Origin of the sequence: Marinithermofilum abyssi (assembly GCF_014641195.1) — a bacterium.
Taxonomy (GTDB): Bacteria; Bacillota; Bacilli; order Thermoactinomycetales; family DSM-45169; genus Marinithermofilum; species Marinithermofilum abyssi.
In genome coordinates, this window is record NZ_BMHQ01000020.1 from 1 (window position 1) to 24115 (window position 24115).

The following is a 24115-nucleotide window of genomic DNA, read 5'->3' on the forward strand; positions in this document are numbered from 1 at the left end:
TCATGCAAAACGGAGAGATTGCCCTGTATGACCTGGAGGGGTTAAGCCAGCACGAAATCCGCTTGGTGATGGGGTATATCACGAACCTGTATCATCAAGCCTGCTCCAAACGGACCAACCAACAGTCTAACCACTATCTAATCGTGGACGAGGCCCATGAGGTGCAATTACCCGTCATGCATCAACAGATCATTCCGAAAGATCGTGCCAGGGGTCTGGTATTGATCCTGATGACACAATTTATGGATCAGTTGAAAAAGGAACTGAAAGCGGCTATCACGGAGATTTCCGGCAATATCATTGCCTTCCGATCCGGTAAAGAAACAGCCCGAGAGGTGGAAGCCATCACCGGATTCAAGGTTGAGGATATCCGGAAACTGTCGGACCTTCATTGTGGTGTATACACGGACGATGAGGATGGGGATCCGGTTCGCTTCTTTGTCCGAACAGAACCGCCGTACATCCTGGATCACCAAGGGCAACCCACCTATTACGGCGACGATAAACCGAAGCGGGACCGTGAGAAAGAAAAAGCATTTGCCGAGGCTTTGGAGGAATTGGGCTATCCATCGATGGCTCGCGATTGTAAAACAGCCGAGGAAGCTGAACAGGAAATCCAAGCCTACTTAGAAGGCCTGTGGGAGACGAGAAAACTGGCAGATACAGAGCCCCAGGAGCTTAATGAGAAGTCCACAAACGGCAAACCCAAAGTGAAGCTCTAAAAAGGAGGAGAGAGGATGATTTTCCACTATACAGACCATCCCCATCTTAGTGCAGAAGAACGGTTATTGATGGTATTAGATGAGCTGGGGATGGCCGATCGGAATCATATCGCGGCTGTTTTGCAATGGACGGACAACTCCGTCCGAACGATCATTCATCGCTTGCGGTCCAAAGGGATTTCCGCGGAGGATCGAGACCGGTTGGAGCAATTGAAAAAGGAGATTCAGAACAAGTGGGGGGAAAGAAGGGAGGCTCCCGCCGAGGTGCGGCGGGAGTATCAAACCCTGTCTCAATCCATCCAGGAGGCACGGGATGCATGGATCCGGATCATACGGCCCACCAAGGCAGCCAAGAGAAACAACCTCTATACCCTGGGAGTCAAAGGGATTCAATACTGCCGCCAAATCATCTTAGAGCAGCAGGGAACCATCAAAGAGAAGCAGGATAGCCATTGGGGGCATTACGTGGGGTTAAATGACATCCTCTTGCGTCTTATCCAATCCTTTGGCTATGAAAAGCTCCAGTGGTACGGGAGTTACGAGGCTACTTCGTATTTGTTCCGCTCTTTGGATCAGTTAGGCGAAAAATACGATCGGAAAAAGGTGATCCGTCCAGATGCCCTGGGAGTCATTGATGGTCAAATGGTTTGGTTCGAATATGACAACGACACGGAGTGGACGCAACAAATTGAAAAGAAGATGCGGGAGTACGTCGAAACCTTAACCCGAATCCAAGACCCGAACCCTGTAGTCTGGGTAGCTCCTTCCCACGAAAGGGCAACCAAACTTCAAGAGATATGGGAATACATCCGAGAAGAATTTGATGTAATTCCCAAAATGTACTTCTTCGAAGCCGGAAAGGAGATCGACTGGCTACAGTCGATGAAGGTATCTGCATAAGTATCTATCCAAGTATCTATGTAAGTATCTCTACTAGTATCTAGATAAGTATCTACACTAGTATCTGTTGTAATAAAAAGGAAGTCGATAAAACCCAGGAAAAATACCGGTTGAAGCCCAATCTTTTTTATCAATTTGGTACGCTATAGCGCACCTTCATTTTTACTCCTTCGTTCCGCTGCCCCCGTCAGCTCCACTCAATCGTCATCGAAGGTGCGCTATAGCGATTGGATTTTCCCATGGCCGGGCTGGCATTGGCCGGCATTCCGTGGACCCGTTGGGCCAAGTGGATTCTTCCCTTGATATTGACCCAATATGACATTTCCTTAGTCGCAGTCATCGTCGCTCACATGATTCGTTATGGACCTTTCTGTTTTTCCCTCTCGGAAAACGAGTAGCATATTATGAATCAGCGAATGAAAAAGGAGAAGGAAAGACACTGTGGGATTATCAATGGGGATTAAAAGGGAAGCCGGACGAGGTATGGAAAAACGGTGATAAACTCCATGTCGTGGAAGTCAAAGCTACTCATCTTCCCGAATATCGAACGAATCCTTACGAGAGTCACAAGATGCAGCTCGCTGTTTATATGCGATTGGCTCAAGTCCATTTCAAACTTCCTGTAGAAAGTGGCGAAATACGATATGCTTCCGGCCAACGGTTTAAATACAAATGGGATTATTCACTTAGAAACCAACTCTGGAGAACAATCGAGCGGATCCGGAAAGTTGACGCAACAGGAAACACCTTCGTTAAAGTAAAGAAAACACAATGTCAACGCTGCCGTTACTACTCCGTCTGTGATAAAAAGCGGTTTGCTCGATGAGAATGGACTATCAATGTAAGGGGTAGGGATCCATACTCAGTTCAGAGATACCAGCAGGATAAGTTACGAATTCAAGAAAAGGAAATTGGCCCTCTTAAAGTCCAAGAGTAACCCACATCTGCTCCTACTCAGGGGATATTAAGCAAGCTGAAACTGCATAAACCCACCCTTTTTTATGCATTCGACAAGGCAACACTCGGGACTGGACCTTCCCCCTCTAAAAACGCTGCAATCCCAGTCAGAGCAAGGGATTTTGTTGATTTTGCATAAAAAATGAATTGGAAACGTAACAGGGAAGGCCGTTTGTGAAAAACGGGAAAAACCGCCAAAAAACCTTGGTATATCAAGGGAGAGAGCGGTTTTTGTATAGGGAATTGGCCACCGACACCGCTTGGGCGGAGTGACCGCACCGGCACCAGACGTACCAGATCATGTTCACGAATATCGTGGGACCACTACATTTGACGATGGTCATGTCCACCATTTCTCTGGTGTTACTGGGCCACCCATTCCGTTGCCGGATGGAGGTCACTACCACATCATCGAAGGAGAAACAACGGTAAACGACAGGATCCCCCATACCCATTTCTATAAGGGAGAAGCAAGATAACCTCTAATATGACGGTTCTTTCAACCTCCTAAATCGCTTGTTTGAATCCCCCATTCTGCCAAAGGGGGAGAGGTTAATGAGCGGTTACGGTTATGGATACGGTATCGGTTTGCTCCGACTGCTTCTCTTTCTGTTGGTAATTGCCACCATTTTCATGCTGGTTGGCTTCATTGGATATTAATTTCTCGAAGTGCTCTGTTGAAGGGTGAACGCCTGCTGGTGTAGATCCCTCACTTCTCAAAGCCGATCTTTTACGGCTTTTTTCTTTTTGCCCATGAGCAGGAATCTCTGGGATTTGATCCACTAACCTCGGGAATGTTCCCCTCCATCACCAAGTCCAAACTCGAATTTCTGAAAAAGGCTCATGCAATTAGCCCTTTCGTTGTAAACTCCGACGAATAATATAAACTACCTAAACTTTCTAAGGTAGATTCCTTGTTGATAAGGGGAAGGAGCTTATGAAACATACGGTAATTCGCAGTAAAATGAAAAAGGGAAAACCCCTTATGAAAGATCCAATCGTATCGCGTTATGTGCCAGAAATGGACTGGCTTGATTTCTTAAGCCTCCAAAGGATGCTCCAAACCTATTCCACTGTGTATATCAAGCCTGATAAAGGTAGACAGGGGAAGGGAGTCATCCGGGTCAAAAAGCTGAATGATTCGAAAAGTAAAATTTCCTATAAACAAAAAACGAAAAGGGTCTCTTCAAAAAAAGTGATGAAGGAAATAAAAAAGCATATACATCTCCGGAAAAAATACCTGATTCAGCAGGGGGTTGAGTTGGCAACCTATCACGGTCGTCCATTCGATGTACGTCTTGTTCTACAAAAACCATTGAACCGGTGGCGTCTTACTTTGATGTCTGCAAAAATCGCGCCCCGGAGAAATTCCATTGTCACCAATGTGGCAAAAGGAGCAAAGGAAGTGAATGTAGTCAAGGTTTTACATGGAGTCGATCAACCTTTGAACGTGTTGAAGGTTTTAAGGGAATTAATCGATGTCTCCCACCAGATTGTTCAAGTATTAGATTCACATTTTCCCCTTCAAATCGTCGGTTTAGACATGGGCATCGACAGGAAAGGGAAAGTTTGGTTTATTGAGGCGAATACCAAACCGGATTGTACAGGTATGAGGAAGCTGGATCGAAAGTTGTATCGAAAATACCTCGAAGCAAAAAAATTAATAGGTAAAAGGTAATCGCTAATTCGACAAAGTTCAAGCCGCGGCTGAGATAAGCCACTGTCCTTATAGTGCTATATCCGGTTGCTGGATCATGAAAACTTCTTCATACCCCGACATTCCCATACCCCGATCTTCTTGGGCACAAAAAAGGAATCGGTAAAAATCCGCCCAACGGAAGAAGAGTCTACTTCCCAACCCTCATTATTATTTCTGTAACCGTTTCTTAGCCTTACCCAATATCTTTTTTCCTTCTTTTAGTATCATGTCTCGCTTTTTTTTATCCTTCATAATGTCTTTGGCCAATTCGCTTAATTTCTTTTTCCACACCGATAATTCCCCTCCTGTCCTATTTACTCCCATTGTAAAATACGATGGAGTGCAAATCCAAAGCTAGAAGCAACTAAATTTGCACGGTGATTTGGTTGAGAATGCAACAGAGGAAGCAAAGAATGCTCATGCTAAAATTGCAACAGCAAGTATTCAATCGGGATATATTAGGGGTAAAGGGAGCATCGCTTTCGTTTACCGCAAAGATATCAATTGTCGGATATTGGCAATGGCCTCTTGGATTTCAGATCGAATCTGCCGTTCGTTGTCACTCCCATGATCGTCTACGAAAATATCCAACCTGCCCGTGATCAAGTGAGTTTTCCACCCATTGAGCATACTGAGGTAGACGTCTTCCATATAGGATCGATCATCGGCTACTTCTTCCCCCACATAACCTCCTCCAAAGAAGGCTTCATGTCGCACGGCGTAATAGCCAGCCATTTGCTTTTTTCGGAGTAGGATTCAACACGGGTTGGAGCAGTTCAAAATATCCATCAGCCCTAATTACGGGGAGTTCCGTGTCGATCTGGAGCAACGGTTAGTGATATAAAAGAACCAGGAATCCCAGCCACTTTCCGCTGGGATTCTTGGTTCCCTGATTTATTTCAAAAACTTCGTCTGAATTCGTCTGGGGTTCACAGTATCAAAAACGACCGTTTATATTTCTTGGGGTGTCGGCGGATTTTTTTGTTTGATCAACAGCGGCGACGGCGGCGACGGCGAATTTGCCCTCGGATCTCCCCATCCGGATTTTGTTCCGTATGTGCGTTAACGTAGGTATTTCCCCTTCTCATTTGCTGAACCAGAACGGCGAGGGTTCGCCCCTGAAGCGGTCCCACCAAGTCGTTGGCCCGGATCGTTCCCCTCACCACTCCCCGATCGACACTGATTCCCGGGGTGGTCAAACCGAACAGAAATGCGACCACTGGACCATTGACACCGCGCGCTCCCAAGTGAATGTGGGCTTGGGTGAATCTCCGGATGTTGTTTACTCTGAGTACATAAGAAAGCCGCCGTCCATTGCGACTCAATACAAAATTGGCCGTCCCGCTAGCATTGGTGCGGACGGGGGGAACTTCCTCCGAACCTCTCAACACCGCACGAAATCTACGCATCTTTTTTTATCCTCCTTCTTTTCGCGTTATTGTAAGGTACGACCGAAAAGAAGGGATGGAAACAGCGGTCGCGGATGGCGCAACAAATTGGCTAAGCCGCTTCGTCGAAACCCGTGATACCCGACAAGCACCTTAACCATCCCTTTCTCTGAGATGCTCCTTCTACCCCTATTAACACGCTAAAATCGATTATTGTAATTGCGTGATATAGAAAAGATGGGTTCTGCGCCAGTACACAATGGCGCTTATTTATTTTGATTAACTTTACCGAATATGCATTCTGTAAAGTAAACAGCCGAAAAAGGCTGTTTTTTCTTTACAGAATACGTGGAATTCAAGGGCTTTTTCACTTTACAGAATTCGTATCACCAACACACGTCAAGATGTTTTCGGTCTTCCGAAAAAAATGGTTAAATATGGGTATATAATACGAATTCCTGCAAACCATAACGTTACCAGTAACACATGATCCTAAAAAGGAGCGATGTACTGATGGCTGAAGTAAAAGCAAAGATTACGATTCAAGGAACACGCCCAATTTTGTGGCATCGGTTTGGTCCCGAGGCTATTCCGTTGGAGAAGAAGGAAAAAACCGGGGTAGCCGGCAATGATCCGGACGAATGGAAATCCACCTACACATGCACCCGATCAGGTCAATTGTATCTAGATGGATCGTATGTTTTTGGTTGTCTGCGAAATGCAGCAAAGTATACCAAAAGCGGACGTGGAAGCATTCAAAACAATGTGGCAGCAACACTCCAGGTAGAGGAAGATATAATTTTGCTAGACCGCTTTATGCCAGAGGAGCTTATTCAGGACCCTGAAGAACCCGTTTATTTGGATGTGCGGTCCGTAAGAAATCCCAATACCAAAGGCCGAAATGTCCGGTATCGGGTAGCCGCTTCTCCTGGTTGGAAAGCAACTTTCCACATTACGTGGGACGCAACGATCGTATCTCGGAAGCAGATGGAGACCGTTCTGATTGATGCCGGAAAATTGGTTGGTCTAGCAGACGGGCGGAACATTGGTTTTGGTCGGTTTGTCATCGAATCGTTTGAATATGTGGAGCTTGAAAATGCCGAAGAAGCGTCCGCCTAAAGAGATATGGCTTCGTTTAAGGGAGATTGTTTGGCAGCGGGATAAAAAACAATGTGTCCGCTGTCAAACGCCCGTAACAATACAGGAATGTCATATCGATCACATCCGTAGTGGAAAGCTCGGGACCAATAAACTTAAAAACCTGCGAACTTTGTGCCGTCAATGCCACGTTTTACGGGAAGATTTTCGCCATAGAGGGATGATTGCCAAAGCTTTAAAGGATGGCGTAATTCCCCCAAATTGGCGAGAGCTCGTTTGGCGAGATTAAAATCGAAACACCCCTTTGGGGGTGTCCACCGGGGATAGCCTCCCGGTGCTGATGAGATAGGCTTATGCGGTCTGGTCAGGTAAGGCGGCGGTGGGGAGTGTTTCGGTAAGGTACGGAACGGCTCGTTGCGGAATGGTATGGTTAGGGTTCGAAACGGCCCACTTGGGCTGTCCACCAGGAGTAGCCACCCTGGTGCTGATGAGATAGGCTTATGCGGTCTGGAATGTTAAGCTAAGGCGGCGGTGGGGTTTGTTGGGGTAAGGTACAGTAGGGAAATCGAAACGGCCTGCTTGGGCCGTCCACCGGGGTGGCCTCCCGGTGCTGATGAGATAGGCTTATGGAGTAAGTTCAGGTAAGGCGGGCTGGGGTTGGTTGGGGTAAGGTACAGTACGGGAAAGTCGAAACAGCCCGCTTGGGCTGTCCACCAGGAGTAGCCGCCCTGGTGCTGATGAGATAGGCTTATGCGGTATGGAATGTTAAGCTAAGGCGGCGGTGGGGTTTGTTGGGGTAAGGTACAGTAGGGAAATCGAAACAGCCCGCTTGGGCTGTCCGCCAGGAGTAGCCGCCCTGGTGCTGACGAGATAGGCGAACGTGGTTTGGAATGGTTTAGGTGAGGGCCGGTAAGGTAAGCTGAGCTCGGGTTGGGTACCCTTGGGTACGGATCAAGTCGAAACAGCCCGCTTGGGCTGTCCACCGGGGATAGCCTCCCGGTGCTGACGAGATAGGCTTATGCGGTATGTTCAGGTAAGGCGGGCTGGGGTTCGTTGCGGGAAGGTAGGGTACAGTAGGGAAATCGAAACGGCCCATTGTGGCCGTACGCTGGGGATCGCCTCCCAGCGCTGATGAGACAGGCGAACTGGGTACGGTCGGACTTGGTACGGTTAGGAGAGGTCGGAGAGGTTGGGTTTGGTTAGGTGCTGGTTAGATATGGTGCGGCTTGGAATGGTATTAAGTTTCGGGAGACAAGATCAATGCAAGAACCCTATAGTGTAGCGTGCACAGAGTGCGGTTTTTACATGGAAACTGACTTGATCTTTGAACTACACCACTATCATGAATGTCCTCAGTGTAAAAACCTGAGTATTTTCATTAACGAACAAACAGACCATCTTTAAACAAGTGCATAAAACCCCCGTTTTTTATGCATTCGACAAGGCAACACTCGGGACTGGGCCTTCCCCCTCTAAAAACGCTACAAACCCAGTCAGGGCAAGGGATTGCGGTATTTTTGCATAAAAAATGAATTGGAAACGTAACAGGGAAGATGGTTTGTGAAATGACGAAAAAACCGACCAAAACCCTTGGTATAGAAGGGGAGAGGGCTGTTTTTGCATAGAAAGTGCAACGTAACAAGATTAATGTTATGTTACGTTATGCGCTTTGCACATGCTTCGCGGACTGTATACGCTATACAGTCCGTTTACCTGCGACGTAGGGTCAAAAAATCACGATTGTGCGGTCAATGGAAAAAAGACTCCAGGATCCCTAGCCGCGAAAAACGCTCCCGGGGATCGGGAGCGTCTCACGACAAAAAGGTATGTATATGATCCAAACAATCCTGTACAACTTCATTGGGGGCCCGCCCAACTATCTCGAATCGACGGGCCCGCCAATCTAAACTTTTGACCTGATCGGTTAAGATCACCCCATATATTGGCAGTTCACTTGGTAACTCGATTTCAAAGGGATATCCTTTTTTTTGACCAGTAATCGGGCATACAACCGCAAAATTTGTGACTTGATTGAATTCTTTCGGCGATAGAACAATAGCAGGTCGCCATCCTGCTTGTTCATGCCCTGATTGAGGATTAAAATTCAGCTTTACAAGATCGCCACGGTCGGGAATTGCCATCAGATCAATTCATTCCCTTCCGCACCGAAGTCAATTTCAGCATGACGATTTTCTGGTGTTACTTTGGACAAAAGCTCTTCTAACGTCGGTTTCTTCTTTTTTGGCACTAATTTCAGAGCCTGATTCTCTACATGCCATTCCATTTGAGACCCTTGTTCAAGATCAAGTTTCTCTGCGACATGGCTAGGGATACGAACAGCAAGACTATTGCCCCACTTTTGGACCGTCGTGGTCATGCGTATCACCCCTTTTTGTTGATCGGACTCCATTATAACACCTCATCAACCGGTTGTATACACATAGTATATACACCAATTCGGAAAATGATACTCATTTTCCGGGGTAAAACCAGCACCTGTCACCAGGTGCAATTTGGATTCCATTTATAGGATAAAACCAAGCCCCACCATGTCTGGTGGGGCTTATAGGGAGTAATTCGATTTAAGCTGGTATTATTTCAAGGGGGCACGGGACTTTCTCGATAGCCTGCGAGGCTCAAGTGTACCCGAGGAAAGGTTGCTGCTAGTCATCGGATATTTGTTTTATTCTAAAGTACTTTCGTATTCCTTTATGATCTTGTAGAATGAGTTCTTTTTCAATCGAAGTATGCGCATAAATTCAACCCCAGTAATCTCTTTGTTTTTCCACTTCGGATAGTGGGAGGCCAATAATTGTCGTTGCTCATTGGAGAGGGTATGTAGATTGAGCTTAGGCCTACCTATATGTTTGCCGTTTTTTCTTGCGAGAGCGATACCTTCTGCTTGCCGTTGTTTAATCTTTTTCCGTTCCTGCTCAGCAACATATGCCAGCAAGCTTAGAAACTGATCTTCCATTAATCGCCCCATATCGCCCATATCCCGGAACTTGCGGCTATCAAATAATGAGGCATTTTCTAAAACCACAATATCAGCCTTTAATTCACGTGTAATGTGCTTCCATTCATTAATTACGCCATCGTAGTTCCGTCCTAGTCTATCCAGAGCATCAAAATAAATAACGTCCCCTTCACGAATTATACGCTTCATGGTCTGGTAACCAGGACGATCAAAATCTTTTCCACTTTGCTTATCTACAAAAATCATGCGTTCTTCAACGCCAAGTTCCAACATCTTTTTGATTTGCCGTTCCTGATTCTGATCTTTGGATGAGACACGAACATAACCAAGCTTCACAACGATCCCTCCACACTCGTTATGAGGAAATTATAGGCAGAGTGTTTGTAAAGGTCAACGATTGTAGAGGGACGTTTTTAAATTCTATTTACAGCTTTTATAAACGTGGAATTACATACCGAATTGAGGTGTCCTAAAAGTATACCTTTAAGGACACTTTATTAAGATACAGCAGGGTTTTAACTATGGTGTTTTTTATAGGGGTACGGCAACATGGACTTATGAACCGGGTAACATTTGTGACTATGACATATTTACATAACGCCCCAAAAGGGGCGTAGCGCAGGGTGAATATTGAAGTTATAGATATTGGAGACCTACATCTGGCGGGCCACGAGAGCTTGGAGACCACCCGGCGATACATCCCCCCGTGAGCGGTGAGTGTACAGCAAACCGTGATCTCACTGTGGAGATTGTAAAGGTATTCCTTCTCTAGGGATATACATAACCAAAAAACGGTTTTCAACTTTTCCGATGGGGAAAAGCCGTTTTTTTTCAATGGGACCACTCTGGCGAAGTTGATTACCACTTCGTTCATGACCCATTGATCTAGTGAAGTTAATGTTTGTGAAATTAAACGGGAAGGAATGAACCATCAGCCTATTCGAACAATAGTCTAAAGGTAAAATTCATTTCTAGGAGGACCCCTATGCGTCTGGCTTGGCATGAAACGTTGGAACTTCATGAATTGGTCGCTTCCCAAGCCCATGGATTAACCAAGCTAAAGAAATCCATCCGGCTCATCCCCGATCCGGAACTGCAGAAGATATATCGGTTTTGGATCCAATCATTACAGAACAACCTTCAGGAGCTGCTTCCTTTTTATCGGAAGGCCCCTCAAGTCAGTGAAAAAAAGGAAGTTGAAACAGATACGGAAACCCATGCTCCCGATGTGGCCTTCTATGCTGGGGAATTGCTGGGATTGGCGAAATCCTCCGTCCGAAATTATGCCGCCGCCATCACAGAAACCGCTACGCCCCAATTACGACAAGTGCTAACTAGGCGACTGATCGGCGCCATACAAGGGCACGGTAAAATTTTTTATTACATGTACAAGCGAAGTCTATATCCTGCTTACGACCTTAACCAACTCTTGGCTGGAGATGTCCGAAATGCAATAAAAGCTCTTTCTATGCCTTATTAAGCCCATTCAGTTATCGTCTCGTTTGTCAGCCGTTATACTAATGGTATCCGAATCGGGATTAAAAGGGGAGACGGCTATGGGATAGTGGAGTCCTAATTACCACCGTGATCTGGCAGCCGATAACGTCTACTGAAGGGTGTACCACAGCTCTCCGGTTCCCACGTGTTTTATATCGATCTGGATCTCAATGGATCAACCTCTCTCGATCGACCGTAACCATTTTTCTTGCCTATGAGAAATCCAAAATTGGATGCCGTTGCGTCCTGATCTGCGGTGTCTTGTTAAAGCAAAATTCCCTGTGTTAGCCACAGGGAATTTTGTACATATGGAAATGCGAGAAGGGGATATGAATTTCGAGTTATACCCATAATATGTACCTGCATGGTTTTGGTTCCTCTTCGGGTGCCGCATTCCAAAGGTTCAGCTCACCGAAAAAGCTCCGAATATTATTTTTCCCCTTGGGGCAGTAATAACTTAGACAACTATAACAACAGGTGTATCCCATGCCAAAATATCAAAAATGGTTTCGTCGTTGGTTTAATAATCCAAAACAGCAGGAAGATTCCCAGGAGAAACAGTCCAGTGTGGAACTCTTACCCGTTTATCCCAGCATCCAAGATAACCTCACCTTTCTGAAAAATGCCTTCGGCCACAGCTCGGATTTGCAGATTCAAGAGCTCACTATTGGGAAGAGTCCCACCGTCCGCATCGGGATTGCGTACATAGACAGCCTGGTCAACGCCGATAAGGTGATGACGTTGATAAAAGACCTTCTTGGCAAAGAGTTGACCCAACCAAATGAAACTCACCCACACTCCCATGTGAGGGATTGGATCAAAGAAAATCTGACCGTTGTCGGCGATATGAAGGAAATCAGGGATTGGAACCGGGTGAGTAAAATGCTTCTTTCCGGTCATACCGTTGTGTTTGTTGACGGAACAAATCAAGCGGTTTCCGGAGATACCTCCAGCGTGGAGCACCGGGCGGTTACGGAACCCAAGACCCAGATTGCTACAAAAGGGCCTAATGAAGGGTTTACTGAGTCCCTGCGGACCAATATTTCGCTTATCCGAAAGCGCATCAAGAGTCCCAACCTGCGTGTGAAAAAAAAACCGATCGGTCAGGTGACCCGGACGGATGTGGCCTTGCTCTATATGGAGGGCATTGCGAACCCGAAGGTTGTCAAAGAAGTGAAAAAACGACTGGAAAACATCAATACAGACAAGATCTTGGACACGGGCGAAATTGGAGAATGGATCGAGGATCAAAAATTTACGCTGTTCCCTACGTTAGTCAGCTATGAGCGTCCTGATTCCATCGTATCTCACCTGGCAGAGGGCCGGGTGGCCATTCTGGTGGACGGTACCCCTTATGCGATCGCAGTACCGGTCACTTTTTTAAAGATCTTACAGTCGGCGGAAGACTATTTCATGCGCTATGACCTTGCTTCCGTCCTGCGGCTTCTCCGCATTGTCGCTTTCATGATTTCGCTGTACGGATCAGCTATGTATATTGCTTTGACCGCATTCCACCAGGAAATGCTTCCAACCTCTCTCTTAATCAGCATCGGAGCTCAGCGGCAGGGAGTCCCTTTTCCGGTCATGGTAGAAGCTCTGTTGATGGAAGGCACCTTCGAGATTCTGCGGGAAGCGGCGGTGCGGGCTCCCCGGGCCCTAGGTCAGCCTTTGGCCATTATGGGAGCGGTGGTGATCGGCGAAACGGCAGTCGTGGCAGGGCTTGTGTCACCGATCATGGTGATTGTAGTGGCCATTACCGGCATTTCCAGTTACGTTGCCCCTGAGGCCGCCGTCACCATTACCTCCCGCATCCTGCGCTTTGGATTCATGCTTATTTCAGGAGTCTTTGGTCTGTACGGAATTCTGTTGGTAACGATCGCGATGGTGGCCCATATGCAGAGTCTGCGCTCCTTCGGTGTACCCTATCTGGCCCCAATTTCTCCCTTAGTATGGTCGGATTTGAAAGACTCGGTGGTTCGTCTTCCCCATTGGATGCTGTCCAATCGCCCCCACGAGCTGAAGCCGCAGCGGTTGTGGCGGATTAAATACAAGGTGGGAGACAGGGTGGAGTATGATGATTAAATACGGCTTGATCCTATCTTTGTTGTTTTTTCCGCTGTTCATGACGGGTTGTACAGGATACCACCAGGATATCGATCAGTTGGCGATCGTCTCCGCCATGGGGGTGGACAAAGCAGCTAACGGCCAATATCGGGTGAGCTTTCAAGTAATTAATTCCTCGCAAATCGCCTCCACCAAAACTGGAGGAGGGGGCGGGAAATCAGTCCCGGTCGTCGTTTATACGGACACAGGGAAAACACTGATCGAAGCCATTCGCAAAGCGTCCCAGCAAGTAACGAAAAGGCTCTACTTTTCCCACCAACAGGGGGTCATTATTGAAGAAAAGGTAGCCCGGGCGGGGTTAAAGGATGTCTTTGATATTCTGGAACGGAATATACAGCAACGGCTTCAATTAAACGTGCTGATCGCACGCCGAGGCACGGCGGAAGATATTTTAAAAGTCTTGATTCCCACGGAAATGTTGCCAGGCAGCAGAGTGGGTGAAGCATTAAAGACCTCCTCTCGAGTTCTCGGGGAAACCCTGGAATCCAACGTCAGAGATGTGGTGCACGGGCTGACCGATGACGGGATTGAGCCCGCCATTTCAGGGATTGAACTGATCGGCAAGGATGAACAGGGGCAATCGATGAGCAATCTTCAAGAGTCGAGACCCGTTGCCTACACCCGGATCAACGGCATTGCCCTCTTCAGGGACGGAAAACTGCAGAAATGGATGGAGGGGAACACAGCCCGAGGAGCTGTTACCCTGTTAGATCGGCTGAAGAACACCGTCGTGAATATAAATTGTGGAGACAAAAAAGATGCGCTTGCTATTGAAATCACCCATGCTCGTACCAAGTTGGGGGCGGACATGAACAAAGGAAAACCGGTGTTGACGGTACAGATGGCTTTTCTAGGAAACGTGTATGAAGCAGACTGCCCCATCCAGTTAAACGATCAGGAAACCATTGACCGACTTCAGCATCGGTTAGAACGGGAGATGAAAAGAGAAGTCCTTTCAGCAGTGAAAACCGCCCAAAAAGAAAAGTGCGACATCTTCGGATTTGGAGAGACCCTCCATCGCAGCCAACCGCAGCGATGGAAAACTATCCGAAACCGCTGGAATCCAATCTTTTCAAAGGCTGAGGTCAGGGTGCGTGCCAAAGCGATTATCGATCACGCTGGTCTTCGATTTGATCCGTTTTGGTCCAGTAAATAACCGTGTTTTGGAGAGGAATGGTTTTCCGTGAGGCAGCATGTCACTGAGAAAGTTCAGTCTTATCAACTCTTCTCGCTGGTGGTCTTTTTTGAATTGGGAACCACGATCGTCCTTGGTAACGGGATCCACCAGGCTAGACAGGACGCTTGGCTGGCCAACCTGTTGGGGGTAGGGGTGGGGTTGTTACTGTTTCTGGTCTATGCACGCCTGTATCTTCGGTATCCGGCGCTCTCTTTGACCGGCAGTCTGCAAAAAATTTGCGGGAAGCCAGTAGGCTGGATTCTGGGACTGGTCTATGTAGAGTACTTTTTATACCTAGCGGCCCGGGATTTAAAGGATTTTACAAGGTTGCTTCAGGTCGGTTATTTTCCGCTGATGCCGATCGCTGTTACGGCAAGTTTTATGCTCCTAATCGTAATCTATGTGCTGACCAAAGGATTGGAAGGCCTGGCCGGTACCAGTTTTGTTTTTTTTATTTTCTTTTCTGTGATGTTCTGCACCACCGATGTCTTAATCCTGCTCTTCGGAGAAGTGAAACCAGAACAGCTTCAGCCGGTATTGGAAAACGGGTGGAGACCTGTTTTCCAAACCGTTTTCCCCTTAATGTTGACGTTCCCCTACGGAGAAATGATCGCTTTTACCATGATGCTACCCTTTTGCAGAAACCAACCGCGGAAAAATGTCAAAACCGCTTTATGGGGTATATTGGTTAGTGGATTGGTTCTTACGGTCACCGTGATTCTGGATATTGTAGTTTCCGGAGTCGATATCTCCGCACGCTCCTCTTTTCCTTATCTTATAACTATTTCCCAAGTAGAGGTCGGTACATTTTTGCAACGGCTGGACGTCGTGACCATTCTTGTACTGATCATGGGGGGATTTTTTAAGATCGGGGTTTTTCTGCATGCAGCGGTGGTGGGTGCTGCCGATCTGTTTGGTGTGCACAACCCGAGAAAATTCCTGCTCCCCTTTGCTACGGTCGTGCTGGTTACGTTTCTGACGATGGCGGAAAGTCTTATGGAGCATATACAAATTGGTCTGCAAATTGTCCCAAAGTATGTGCACCTTCCGTTACAGCTGGGTATCCCCCTGTTATTACTGATCGTGGATGGGGTCAAATCCCGCACAAAAAAACAGCGAAGTGCAGGGGAAAACTTTTCCTAACGGGTGAAGTGGTCTTTAATTCTTCCGCCGGGACGCCGCAGGGGAAGATGGGTTTCGTTTTTTCCGTCGGCTCCAGGCAATGAGCGGAGGCAGGAAGGCAAGGAGAAATAGGATCCCGACCGTGAGAAAGGATGGAAAAGGAAACACGATAAAAGGATAAAAATTGTTCCATATGTTTTCCCATTGCGCCAGGCGAAGGAAATCGAGGATCGTATTAGTAACGAGGGAGAGAATGATAAACAAGAAAAAAACGCCAAGGATTTTCAAGGGAGTCTCCTTCTTTCACATATGCTATTGATATATTTAGAATGCCCAAAAACCCTCCCCCATACGAATCAAAAGGAAAACTTGGCTTTTGCCTTGGGGATTGGTGTCCAATAGGAGGTGGGTTAAACACTTGGTGGTTATTTTAGCCCTTTCAGTTAGATGGATGTTCCGTGAATCCAACATAAACAGTAACAACTGTACAAGTGTAGAAGGAAAGATGGGGAAGAACAATGGAGAAAGAAGCGATCCTGCATATTTACCAAGACATATTATCCGGCCGAAGAGCCCGATTTCCCAACTACTTATTTGAAGGGGAAGCAGGAAAGCAATACCTGGCTTATATGACGCGATATCTAATTGAGAATTATTTAAATATCGAGGTCCAAGAGATTCCGCAAAAGGTCCAAGCCAAAACCTTGTGGGACCATCGTTTGCGCCCTGGGACGCAAATTCAAGGATGGAATTTTATCGATGTGATCGAAAACGCGTATCCGGGACGATTTTATCCCTGGGAGTTCCAGCAAGTGCCTCATGGATATTGGCAAGGAACAAAAGGGCGAAAACGAGCCATTGAAGCGGTCCGATATGTCATCGAAGAAAAGGGTCAAATTCCCTTTCACGAAATCCCGCGGAAAATAAATTCCCGCTTCTTTAAAAAACATCGATTATGTGGAGTCTTTTCGTTATTCGGCGATTCCCCTTATCAAGTGATTAACGCGGTGTATCCGGGACAATTTCAACCCTGGCAATTTGCCCATGTCCCGATGAATTGTTGGAAGGATCCACAAAATATTAAAAAGACCATGGATTGGTTTCTATTTGATCAGATCGGTTTTTGTTCATATCAAGAAGCCATCCTTCATCTACGTAAAGATCATTTCTACCGATACCGATTGACTGGCTTTCTTCAGATGGCTTTTGACCATCGAATGTCGAAGGTGCAAAAATGGCTCCGAGATCAAATTTAATCGAGGACCATAGGGGTACTCCCGGCTAACCATTTACTGTTAAGGGGAGCCAACAAAAAATCCTTCGTGTATACAGTAGAAGACGTCGCTTGCCACGAAAGACCCCTAGAACTGGAAGGGGTCTTTTTGTTTGGTGGAAAGGAAGATTGTTCACCATTGAGTTCGACAGTGAAACCGGCTGGGTTACAACCTAATTTTCATGCTGGGATGATTCTAACCAAGAGCCCTCTGGGGTGGAAGGGGATGGGTGGGGAGAGAGGCGAACGTTAACGTGTGATTTCATTTTCTTTTGTACGAATTTAAAGATCTCTTCATAATCTACCGCTTGTTCTAATGCTTTGATTAGTGCTTTCTCCAGAATAGGGTCTTGAATGTTATTCATTTCAAAAGCGTTACTGACGATAGCTTGGAAATTAGGTTTCGATTCGTTTTTATTGTTGGATATAAAGCCAGTACCTAGGTGTGAGCCCCTAGAAAAGCTATCCCATGGAGAACGATGTCTTATTTTATAGGGTTTCCGACGATAATAGTACATCATCTGCGGATTCACCATGTTAGGATCCATATGCCACCATTGGTAATGCAACACCTTCACTCCTTTTGGTTTTATGTGCGACAAGACATTGGTATCGTATGCCCGTCTATCCGCAAAGTCACCCGTGCAAAAGCCTGTTTTCCCATCCGATCTCGATACAGGGGTCACCATACCGCCCACGTAACGTTTGCGCTCATTTGTTATTGCTTGGATGTGTTTATATCCGACTCTGGTGATGTTCCTAAAATCGACACCAATCCTGATAACCGATTTTGTTAACGTTACTGGATACCTTTTGATCCGAGGCTGTTTTAGCTTTTGAAAAATGTATATTTTTATAGAATATGGATATAATTTCGACTGAAGCATGGGACGCGGCATTTCACCACATCCACCCGCGTGACAGAATCATTTAAGCCATTAAATAACCCATGCTTCTTTTTTGCTTGGGGAAAACATAATATCTTGTATGTCTTTAGTGAGGTAAAGTCGGTTTTCAAACAGTAAAAACACCGCCCAAAAGGGCGGTGAGGCTGCTGACAAAGGTAGAAGGTCAGCAGCCTCTCCCCTTTATAGGGGGGATAATTTTTTTTAAATAATGCTTATTGTGCTTGCCCTGGCGGGCCGACTTCGGGAGTCTACCTAGGCGATCTTCTGGCATAAAATCGGCTGTTCGAGCGTCATAGGACAATAAAAACACCGGAAGGGGATAGGTGCAGCGGGGAGCGTACCCCCAACCCTTACGGTGTTTTGCTGAGGACACCTAGGTCTCAACCAGGCAATAACATTGTATAAATGCGCACCTCGCGACGTGGGATTAAAAAGCAAGGGTATTTACTGCCACATGCAACGATGTAGAGGCATCATTCCGGGATATTGTGGATAAATTTCGTAATATTGTGGATATGTTACAGGGATGCGTGGATACGGAGGATAGACTCCGGCAGGAGGTTTCTTACATCCACACTTACGTCCACACCCGCAGTCTGACGTTTTGCTTGACATTTTAGTCCTCCTTTGGGGTAGAAGTCGACATTAATGTATCCAATGGGTATTTGTTTTGTTACTCAATTACTAACTTTTAGGCACTAACAAACTTCATATCACAGGAGATAGGGCGGTTTTAGAAAACAAACTTATCATTTTATGTATAAACTTCTTTGTTTCGAAAAAGAATATAAGATAGGACTCTACAACCTTGAATTAAAGGAGTGAAGATAGCATGCAACAGCAAAATCAACAACAACTACAGCAAGCTCTTCAAGCGGTCCAACAGGCTCAACAGCCGTAACACAGGCTCAAAACCAGGCTAACCCACAAGCGCTTCAGCAGGCTCAGCAACAGTTGCAACAGGCCCAGCAACAGGTTCAACAAATTCAAAACCAAGCCGGACAATTAAACACCCAGCAACAACAACAGCTGCAACAAGCCCGTCAACAGCTACAACAGGCTCAACAATCCATTCAACAATCCCAAAAGTACCTGTGTCAGGGGGCTGTATCCTTCAAAACGCTCTTCTGGAAATACTTATCCCCACTCGGGTAAGTCTTTTCTACTTGTTATATACATATTATCTGCTTCGTTGGGCAATTTATCATCATCTCCCTTTAAACCCTTTTGGTTGCATTTTCAAATATCTCTCTCGTGCTGCGCCTCTAATGGGGCGCATTCTACTTACTCTCTAAGAGTAAGTGGAACGAATCGTCTTTAGGAATGTAGCTGTCTATTAAACAAAGAAAGGAGCGTAAAAACGCTCCTTGAGGCTGCTGACCTTCTACCTTTGTAGCAAACTCGCCGCCCTAAAAGGGGCCTAGGAGTTTGGTGATTTTTCCTGGTTAAATAAAGTACGCTTAGAGGGGTACTCCGAAGCGATGGAATGCGGCAGCTTCCAGAGGGCTCATTCCATAACGCTCCGCCGCTTCCGCAACTTGTTCAGGGATACGCGGAGCCCACTCTTTCGGAGGGGCGGCATGGGCGAGTTGGCGTCGGAGGGATGCGTTTTGACCTTGGAAGGGACCCCAGATGGCAAAGGTGATGCCTGGGGTTTGGATATTGACAAAGAAAGTTTGTCCATCAGGGGAGAAGGTGGGACCGGCTAGCTCGGAATCATTCAGTCGGTTCCGGGCAAATTCATAGATTTCTCCCGCCGGTGTGATCCCCATCAGGCGGTTGACACCAGGACCGTCTTCCACAAACCACAAATCTCCCCAGGGAGTGATGCAGATATTGTCCGGGCTTTCCATCTGATTCGAATCTGTTCCTTCAGCGAACAATTCCAAGGTTTCCGTGGCCGGGATATAGCGGTAAATTTGACCCAGACGCTTCTCCCCTCCCGCCGTGTCATCAAACCAGAAGGCCCCGTCGGCAAAGAATGCCCCTTCCAGACGATTGAAACGGATGCACCCCTTTGCCAGAGCATCATCGTGGGGTTCTTCGGGGTCGACATCTCTCCAGACCACTCCGAACTTTTGCCCGGGTTTGAACAAGTCGGCATCGGGACCTTTCCGTTCATCGATCGCTATGGCCTGGAGTTTCCCCCCTTTCTGTAGGGCACCGGGACGCTGGCTCCTGTCGTTGGGAATAAAACGGTATAAGAAGCTGAAACGCGTATCGTTGTTCGGATCGTTAGGATCGATGGTCCCCCGGAAATCGTCCTCAGTCAGATAAACGATTCCGGTGGCCGGGTCGATGTCCACGGCTTCGTGGGAGAAGAAACCCATTTCCCGGATCGGGGTTTTCGACAATACGTTCTCGGGATCATCCGGCATGACTTCAAACACGTACCCGTGGTTCGTGGTCCGGTCTTCCTCACAGGTCAACCATGTACCCCAGGGAGTCGCTCCCCCGGCACAGTTGTTGGTAGTGCCCGAGGAGGTGACATACTCTTGAATGACTTTGCGATCCGGTCCTACGATCAGTCCGGTGGTACCACCAGAGCAGGTGGAATCATAGGGATTTTTTCCATGAACAGCGGGTCCTTCCCCTGGTTTCAGCTCATGATTTCGTACCAGAACGATGGTATCACCTTTTCCCCGAAAAGCGGCCATCCCATCAAAATCGCCGGGGATGGGGGCACCGTTCGTCATGGTTTTCCCTTCCTCCGAGATGATCCGATACTGGAAGCCTGCGGGAAGATCGAGAACCCCTCCGGGATCCGCAACTAATTTTCCATAACCGGCGGATGCGCGTTGGGCCCCCGTATTCGCTGCGGACTGATTCAAACTCAAAGACAATGAGCCAACAGAGCCCAGGAAAAATCCAGCTGCACCGATACTCCCCAACTTCAGGAATTTTCTTCGGCTAATTGATCGGTCCCAATTACCGGTAATCCCCATTCACAAAACCCCCTCTTATAACTTGGAACACCTAGAAGATGAAATATTTATAGAAATAAGGGTCCGTGCCTTCAGCCCTCTACGACGAAAGAGAGCTAGGTAAGCACAGCCGCTTAATTTTCCAGCTTAGCAGGCTACCGAATTCTGGATGGGCCCCCTAATAGTGAAGGGTTACGTCAGCAATAACCGGATAATGGTCACTAGGATATTGACCATTCTTACGATAGTCTAAGATTTCAATCGTCTTTGTGGTGACATTTCCTTTTGAAAGAATCCAATCGATACGACGATTAGGTCCTCCGCCAGTAGGGTCACGGAAACCATTAAAAGTTCCAAGTTCTTCGTTAATTCTAGTTTCTGCTGACATCCATAAATCAACAAACGCTCCTTCGCTTGTTAGGATCTGATAGGGAACGCTATTAGGAGCTGTGTTAAAATCGCCTGTTAATATGACGGGCAACTCCGGGTTAAATTCTTCTTTTGCTTTTTTTACAATTAATTCGGCACTCTTTTCTCTAGCTTCAGCAGATTGATGGTCAAAATGGGTGTTTACAAAATAAAATTGTTGATTGGTTTTTCGGTCCAAAAATTTAATCCAAGTTACCATACGTGGAATTGTATTACCCCAGGAGATAGAACCGACTTGATCTGGAGTGTCCGATAACCAGTAGTGGTCGTATTCTAATGGGGTAAAACGCTCTTTTTTGTAGAAGATCGCCATAAACTCCCCTTTAGTACCACCTTCTCGACCTTCACCGATCCAATCGTATTCAGGTAAATCAGCATCAATATCCATGACCTGTTGATACACACCCTCCTGGGTCCCAAAAATCTCCGGTCTTTCCATACGAATGACCTCACGTATTGTGGGCCGTCTTTCCTCCCAAGTATGCGGTGATTGATCATATGTATTTAAATACCGTAAATTAAAAGTCATAGTTCGTAGATCCACATTAGAAGCTTGTCCTATATTTTCCGAAGCAAAAGCTTCTGAAGCGACGGAAAATAGATTTCCTAAGAGTAAACCAAACGACAATAAAAAAACAATTGATACTTTTTTCATTTAATCCTCTCCCTTGATATTCTTTAATATGATAACGGTTGACGATACCCCTTGATCCTTCGAAAACGGGTTTTAATGTTGAAAGACGCCCCGGACAAGGGACGCCTTATAATCAGCTATCATGTTTAAGCATGATTTATTGAAAAATCAATCCTTGTGGCGGGGAACATAATCGGGATAATCGGTAATAATGCCATCCACCCCGGCCTCAAGCAGAGGAGCGACTTGGGACTGATCACGGACCGTCCAAGCCATGATTCCCATATCCAGCGCATGGATACGATTTACCAAATCTCTATTGACGTATGCCAAATTAGGATTGACATAGTCTGCATAAGTTTTAAATTCTTGCAGCATGGGATCAGTAAGATGGTGGGCCCCGGAAGTCAGAACACCAATCGGTACATCCGGAAGGATATTGTGAAATTTTTTCATTGAATTGAAGTCGAACGACTGAACGATGATCTTCCCGTTTGACGATTCATCCATATTCCGCTCCGCCAGCGCATCCGCCACTTTTTGCTCAATACCGGGATAGAGATGAGGAGCTTTAATTTCGATTAAAATGCCTGTTTTACTGCCGTAAGCATCCAAAACCTCTTCGAGCGTCGGAATCCGTTCACCCGCAAATTCCGGGCTAAAGTGGCTGCCGGCATCCAGTTTACGCAGCTCTTCCAATGTCAGGTTACGCACTTCACCGGTACCGTCCGTAGTACGGTCGACAGTGGTATCGTGAATTACTACCAATTGACCGTCTTTGCTTAACTGTACATCCAGCTCAATGTAATCCGCATTCATCTCTACTGCTTTTTCAAATGCGGCCATCGTGTTTTCCGGCGCATATCCGGAAGCCCCGCGATGGGCAACCGTTATAACTTTGTCCGCATTCTGGTCAGGCATCCCACCAGGAGCGGCTAAGGTTGCCGTTGCTTGGGAAATAAACAAACCAAGGACCAGTGTTGTAACGATGAACAACTTTTTTCCGAAGTGAAACATGGATACTCCTCCTCGTCAGGGTACCTCCTTCTTTGTTCAATTTCAAACTATATCAGTCAAATGTAAAAGAGGGATTAGTATAACTTTTATAGATTGTTGAATCTTGTACTTCTTAAGTCAGTGTGGTTTGGGTATGCGGTTACTACACGGAAAGTGACTCGATTTTTGAATTACACCATAGTTATGAATGCTCTACGGGTCTTTCCCCCCACTTTCCGCTACGGACACAATGGGGCTTGCAAAGGCCAGGATGAAAGCTACCATGCTTCTTTTAGTTAGGGGGTCCCGACGTCAAAACGCGAAAAACGCATGCTAAGCACCCATGTCAGGGTTTAAGTTATAAAGCCCATCGATTGGTGGGCTTTTAATCGTATTTTTGGGGAGCTGATTGAAAAAGAAAAGGACCCTTGTGAAGGGCCTACAGGAAAGTGGGACACAGAGTGTGAGCGGAGTAGGCCGACACCCGGTTTAATTTTAGCAAAGAAGTCCGCTTTTCATTGGGATTCGCAAACGATTAACCGAATATTTACCCCACGATAATAACCCCCCTTTTTTTACCACTCTCCTTACGGTTTGGTAATTTTTGCATATGAGGATGAAAAGGCACAAATCCATTCGAATAATACGGATTCCCCTTTACAGGGATTTGTTACGAAAGAAATATCCTAATGGAGCTTTAGAGAGTGAAATCCCTATAAGGATGGATTTCGGCATGGCATACGTAGAGAGTGGTATCCCACAGGGCAGCTTCGTTGTGAAGGCCAATGTAAAAATGGAAGGGCTTATGGACGCTTGGCAAGGCAATCCACATTACTAATGCATTGCAGGAAATCAGGAATGATATCTTATAGGGGACCCGCCAGCTTTTTAACAAAATGTGCGCCGCATAGGGCAACTGGATTAAACAGAAGAACTAAATATGATTTAACAAATAGGGTCACTGGACCGATCCGGGAAAAATGTACGATAGGGTTTTTAAAGCGCCCTTGACATAACAAAATAAAAATTTGAGGAGGTTTTACAGATGTGGACTAAAGCACAGGTGGATCACTTGATTCGTAAGAACAACAAAAACACCGAAGTAGACGAAGAAAGGGCGCATCAACCCTTATCCGGTGTTTTTGTTCAACAACCCGCCCTTCCCAGATTCATAACACATTATATAAATGAGCACTTCATGACGTGCAAAAAATCCTATGCTCAAACAGTACTTCTTTACTACTCTATAAAAACAAATCGACTGGTTCCCGTCTCATTTCTTGAAAAACC

25 protein-coding genes, 7 other RNA genes and 1 pseudogene are annotated in these 24115 nt (G+C 46.4%); 22 read left to right on the forward strand and 11 right to left on the reverse strand.

Features of this window, described 5'->3' with window-relative positions:
• The 6 genes and pseudogenes from IEW70_RS16800 to IEW70_RS16825 form a co-directional block, all read left to right on the forward strand.
• Nucleotides 1-722: pseudogene (locus IEW70_RS16800) on the forward strand (hypothetical protein); the annotation flags it as partial.
• A gap of 15 nt (nucleotides 723-737) precedes the next feature.
• The gene (locus IEW70_RS16805) at nucleotides 738-1622 is read left to right on the forward strand and encodes a replication-relaxation family protein (RefSeq protein ID WP_188649072.1); all 885 of its coding nucleotides are present in this window, start codon (nucleotides 738-740) and stop codon (nucleotides 1620-1622) included.
• Nucleotides 1623-1849: 227 nt separating this feature from the next.
• Entirely contained in the window at nucleotides 1850-2020 is a 171-nt protein-coding gene (locus tag IEW70_RS16810; protein WP_188649093.1) for a hypothetical protein, read from the forward strand.
• A 41-nt stretch (nucleotides 2021-2061) separates the two neighbouring features.
• Nucleotides 2062-2448: a CRISPR-associated protein Cas4 gene (locus IEW70_RS18605; RefSeq protein WP_373285994.1), complete on the forward strand. Its 387-nt coding sequence runs from the start codon at nucleotides 2062-2064 to the stop codon at nucleotides 2446-2448.
• A gap of 391 nt (nucleotides 2449-2839) precedes the next feature.
• Entirely contained in the window at nucleotides 2840-3058 is a 219-nt protein-coding gene (locus tag IEW70_RS16820) for a YmaF family protein (RefSeq protein ID WP_268234912.1), read from the forward strand.
• A gap of 458 nt (nucleotides 3059-3516) precedes the next feature.
• Nucleotides 3517-4257, forward strand: a complete 741-nt coding sequence (locus IEW70_RS16825; RefSeq protein WP_188649073.1) for a YheC/YheD family protein — start codon at nucleotides 3517-3519, stop codon at nucleotides 4255-4257.
• Between the two features lie 189 nt (nucleotides 4258-4446).
• Here the strand turns inward: IEW70_RS16825 and IEW70_RS18235 are convergent, their stop codons facing one another.
• The 3 genes from IEW70_RS18235 to IEW70_RS16835 form a co-directional block, all read right to left on the reverse strand.
• Nucleotides 4447-4569 carry a hypothetical protein gene (locus IEW70_RS18235; RefSeq protein ID WP_268234913.1) on the reverse strand — a complete coding sequence of 41 codons (123 nt, stop codon included), beginning with the start codon at nucleotides 4567-4569 and terminating at the stop codon, nucleotides 4447-4449.
• Nucleotides 4570-4764: 195 nt separating this feature from the next.
• Nucleotides 4765-4962, reverse strand: coding sequence for a hypothetical protein (locus tag IEW70_RS16830; protein WP_188649074.1), 198 nt, complete (start codon nucleotides 4960-4962; stop codon nucleotides 4765-4767).
• Nucleotides 4963-5267: 305 nt separating this feature from the next.
• Nucleotides 5268-5687, reverse strand: coding sequence for a CHRD domain-containing protein (locus IEW70_RS16835; RefSeq protein ID WP_188649075.1), 420 nt, complete (start codon nucleotides 5685-5687; stop codon nucleotides 5268-5270).
• 492 nt (nucleotides 5688-6179) lie between these two features.
• Here IEW70_RS16835 and IEW70_RS16840 point away from each other — a divergent pair, with 492 nt between their 5' ends.
• The 9 genes from IEW70_RS16840 to IEW70_RS16880 all read left to right on the forward strand — a co-directional run bounded on the left by IEW70_RS16840 (nucleotide 6180) and on the right by IEW70_RS16880 (nucleotide 7910).
• Nucleotides 6180-6785, forward strand: coding sequence for a hypothetical protein (locus tag IEW70_RS16840; protein WP_188649076.1), 606 nt, complete (start codon nucleotides 6180-6182; stop codon nucleotides 6783-6785).
• Nucleotides 6763-7053: an HNH endonuclease gene (locus IEW70_RS16845; RefSeq protein WP_188649077.1), complete on the forward strand. Its 291-nt coding sequence runs from the start codon at nucleotides 6763-6765 to the stop codon at nucleotides 7051-7053. Before IEW70_RS16840 ends, IEW70_RS16845 begins: the two co-directional genes overlap by 23 nt.
• Nucleotides 7054-7119, forward strand: an RNA gene (locus IEW70_RS16850) — hammerhead ribozyme type II.
• Nucleotides 7120-7199: 80 nt separating this feature from the next.
• Nucleotides 7200-7266: hammerhead ribozyme type II (locus tag IEW70_RS16855), an RNA gene on the forward strand.
• A gap of 61 nt (nucleotides 7267-7327) precedes the next feature.
• Nucleotides 7328-7392: hammerhead ribozyme type II (locus IEW70_RS16860), an RNA gene on the forward strand.
• Between the two features lie 57 nt (nucleotides 7393-7449).
• Nucleotides 7450-7516, forward strand: an RNA gene (locus IEW70_RS16865) — hammerhead ribozyme type II.
• Between the two features lie 61 nt (nucleotides 7517-7577).
• Nucleotides 7578-7644, forward strand: an RNA gene (locus IEW70_RS16870) — hammerhead ribozyme type II.
• A gap of 74 nt (nucleotides 7645-7718) precedes the next feature.
• An RNA gene (locus IEW70_RS16875) (hammerhead ribozyme type II) lies at nucleotides 7719-7784 on the forward strand.
• Between the two features lie 60 nt (nucleotides 7785-7844).
• Nucleotides 7845-7910, forward strand: an RNA gene (locus tag IEW70_RS16880) — hammerhead ribozyme type II.
• Between the two features lie 665 nt (nucleotides 7911-8575).
• Here IEW70_RS16880 and IEW70_RS16885 read toward each other — a convergent pair.
• The 3 genes from IEW70_RS16885 to IEW70_RS16895 form a co-directional block, all read right to left on the reverse strand.
• A complete protein-coding gene (locus IEW70_RS16885; RefSeq protein ID WP_188649078.1) occupies nucleotides 8576-8905 on the reverse strand; it encodes a type II toxin-antitoxin system PemK/MazF family toxin in 330 nt (109 codons plus the stop codon).
• Nucleotides 8905-9174 (reverse strand): AbrB/MazE/SpoVT family DNA-binding domain-containing protein, encoded by a 270-nt coding sequence (locus tag IEW70_RS16890; RefSeq protein ID WP_188649079.1) that lies wholly within the window; start codon nucleotides 9172-9174, stop codon nucleotides 8905-8907. The genes IEW70_RS16885 and IEW70_RS16890 overlap by 1 nt, the downstream gene beginning before the upstream one ends.
• 273 nt (nucleotides 9175-9447) lie before the next feature.
• The gene (locus tag IEW70_RS16895) at nucleotides 9448-10077 is read right to left on the reverse strand and encodes a recombinase family protein (protein ID WP_188649080.1); all 630 of its coding nucleotides are present in this window, start codon (nucleotides 10075-10077) and stop codon (nucleotides 9448-9450) included.
• A gap of 649 nt (nucleotides 10078-10726) precedes the next feature.
• Here IEW70_RS16895 and IEW70_RS16900 point away from each other — a divergent pair.
• From IEW70_RS16900 to IEW70_RS16915, 4 genes are all read left to right on the forward strand, one after another.
• The gene (locus IEW70_RS16900) at nucleotides 10727-11221 is read left to right on the forward strand and encodes a spore coat protein (RefSeq protein WP_188649081.1); all 495 of its coding nucleotides are present in this window, start codon (nucleotides 10727-10729) and stop codon (nucleotides 11219-11221) included.
• 503 nt (nucleotides 11222-11724) lie between these two features.
• Nucleotides 11725-13320: a spore germination protein gene (locus tag IEW70_RS16905; protein WP_188649082.1), complete on the forward strand. Its 1596-nt coding sequence runs from the start codon at nucleotides 11725-11727 to the stop codon at nucleotides 13318-13320.
• Nucleotides 13313-14518: a Ger(x)C family spore germination protein gene (locus IEW70_RS16910; protein WP_188649083.1), complete on the forward strand. Its 1206-nt coding sequence runs from the start codon at nucleotides 13313-13315 to the stop codon at nucleotides 14516-14518. Before IEW70_RS16905 ends, IEW70_RS16910 begins: the two co-directional genes overlap by 8 nt.
• Nucleotides 14519-14545: 27 nt before the next feature.
• Nucleotides 14546-15682, forward strand: coding sequence for a GerAB/ArcD/ProY family transporter (locus IEW70_RS16915; RefSeq protein WP_188649084.1), 1137 nt, complete (start codon nucleotides 14546-14548; stop codon nucleotides 15680-15682).
• Nucleotides 15683-15697: 15 nt separating this feature from the next.
• On the opposite strand, the gene IEW70_RS18745 is transcribed toward IEW70_RS16915, so the two are convergent.
• Nucleotides 15698-15949: a YczF family membrane protein gene (locus IEW70_RS18745; protein ID WP_505712062.1), complete on the reverse strand. Its 252-nt coding sequence runs from the start codon at nucleotides 15947-15949 to the stop codon at nucleotides 15698-15700.
• 230 nt (nucleotides 15950-16179) lie between these two features.
• Between IEW70_RS18745 and IEW70_RS16920 the strand changes: the two genes are divergently transcribed.
• Complete coding sequence (locus IEW70_RS16920; protein WP_188649085.1) at nucleotides 16180-16917, forward strand: DUF4046 domain-containing protein; 738 nt, start codon at nucleotides 16180-16182, stop codon at nucleotides 16915-16917.
• A gap of 190 nt (nucleotides 16918-17107) precedes the next feature.
• Here IEW70_RS16920 and IEW70_RS16925 read toward each other — a convergent pair whose 3' ends face one another.
• The gene (locus IEW70_RS16925; protein ID WP_188649086.1) at nucleotides 17108-17833 is read right to left on the reverse strand and encodes a hypothetical protein; all 726 of its coding nucleotides are present in this window, start codon (nucleotides 17831-17833) and stop codon (nucleotides 17108-17110) included.
• A gap of 963 nt (nucleotides 17834-18796) precedes the next feature.
• Between IEW70_RS16925 and IEW70_RS16930 the strand changes: the two genes are divergently transcribed.
• Entirely contained in the window at nucleotides 18797-18997 is a 201-nt protein-coding gene (locus tag IEW70_RS16930; protein ID WP_188649087.1) for a hypothetical protein, read from the forward strand.
• A gap of 305 nt (nucleotides 18998-19302) precedes the next feature.
• Here IEW70_RS16930 and IEW70_RS16935 read toward each other — a convergent pair whose 3' ends face one another.
• The 3 genes from IEW70_RS16935 to IEW70_RS16945 all read right to left on the reverse strand — a co-directional run bounded on the left by IEW70_RS16935 (nucleotide 19303) and on the right by IEW70_RS16945 (nucleotide 22846).
• On the reverse strand, nucleotides 19303-20787 hold the full coding sequence (locus IEW70_RS16935; protein WP_188649088.1) for an alkaline phosphatase PhoX: 1485 nt from the start codon (nucleotides 20785-20787) through the stop codon (nucleotides 19303-19305).
• A 157-nt stretch (nucleotides 20788-20944) separates the two neighbouring features.
• On the reverse strand, nucleotides 20945-21850 hold the full coding sequence (locus IEW70_RS16940; RefSeq protein ID WP_229752058.1) for an endonuclease/exonuclease/phosphatase family protein: 906 nt from the start codon (nucleotides 21848-21850) through the stop codon (nucleotides 20945-20947).
• Between the two features lie 147 nt (nucleotides 21851-21997).
• Nucleotides 21998-22846: a glycerophosphodiester phosphodiesterase gene (locus IEW70_RS16945; protein WP_188649089.1), complete on the reverse strand. Its 849-nt coding sequence runs from the start codon at nucleotides 22844-22846 to the stop codon at nucleotides 21998-22000.
• Nucleotides 22847-23870: 1024 nt separating this feature from the next.
• Between IEW70_RS16945 and IEW70_RS17980 the strand changes: the two genes are divergently transcribed.
• Nucleotides 23871-24115: hypothetical protein (locus tag IEW70_RS17980; RefSeq protein ID WP_229752059.1), on the forward strand; the 245-nt coding region annotated here is incomplete at its 3' end.

Bases quoted from the DNA above. Each gene is read 5' to 3' on its own strand.
- IEW70_RS16825 (WP_188649073.1), top strand. From the start codon at position 3,517: ATGAAACATACGGTAATTCGCAGTAAAATGAAAAAGGGAAAACCCCTT.
- IEW70_RS16835 (WP_188649075.1), bottom strand. From the start codon at position 5,687: ATGCGTAGATTTCGTGCGGTGTTGAGAGGTTCGGAGGAAGTTCCCCCC.
- IEW70_RS16940 (WP_229752058.1), bottom strand. From the start codon at position 21,850: ATGAAAAAAGTATCAATTGTTTTTTTATTGTCGTTTGGTTTACTCTTA.
- IEW70_RS16845 (WP_188649077.1), top strand. From the start codon at position 6,763: ATGCCGAAGAAGCGTCCGCCTAAAGAGATATGGCTTCGTTTAAGGGAG.
- IEW70_RS16890 (WP_188649079.1), bottom strand. From the start codon at position 9,174: ATGGAGTCCGATCAACAAAAAGGGGTGATACGCATGACCACGACGGTC.
- IEW70_RS16935 (WP_188649088.1), bottom strand. From the start codon at position 20,787: ATGGGGATTACCGGTAATTGGGACCGATCAATTAGCCGAAGAAAATTC.
- IEW70_RS16945 (WP_188649089.1), bottom strand. From the start codon at position 22,846: ATGTTTCACTTCGGAAAAAAGTTGTTCATCGTTACAACACTGGTCCTT.
- IEW70_RS16900 (WP_188649081.1), top strand. From the start codon at position 10,727: ATGCGTCTGGCTTGGCATGAAACGTTGGAACTTCATGAATTGGTCGCT.
- IEW70_RS16905 (WP_188649082.1), top strand. From the start codon at position 11,725: ATGCCAAAATATCAAAAATGGTTTCGTCGTTGGTTTAATAATCCAAAA.
- IEW70_RS16910 (WP_188649083.1), top strand. From the start codon at position 13,313: ATGATTAAATACGGCTTGATCCTATCTTTGTTGTTTTTTCCGCTGTTC.
- IEW70_RS16840 (WP_188649076.1), top strand. From the start codon at position 6,180: ATGGCTGAAGTAAAAGCAAAGATTACGATTCAAGGAACACGCCCAATT.
- IEW70_RS16920 (WP_188649085.1), top strand. From the start codon at position 16,180: ATGGAGAAAGAAGCGATCCTGCATATTTACCAAGACATATTATCCGGC.
- IEW70_RS16805 (WP_188649072.1), top strand. From the start codon at position 738: ATGATTTTCCACTATACAGACCATCCCCATCTTAGTGCAGAAGAACGG.
- IEW70_RS16925 (WP_188649086.1), bottom strand. From the start codon at position 17,833: ATGCCGCGTCCCATGCTTCAGTCGAAATTATATCCATATTCTATAAAA.
- IEW70_RS16885 (WP_188649078.1), bottom strand. From the start codon at position 8,905: ATGGCAATTCCCGACCGTGGCGATCTTGTAAAGCTGAATTTTAATCCT.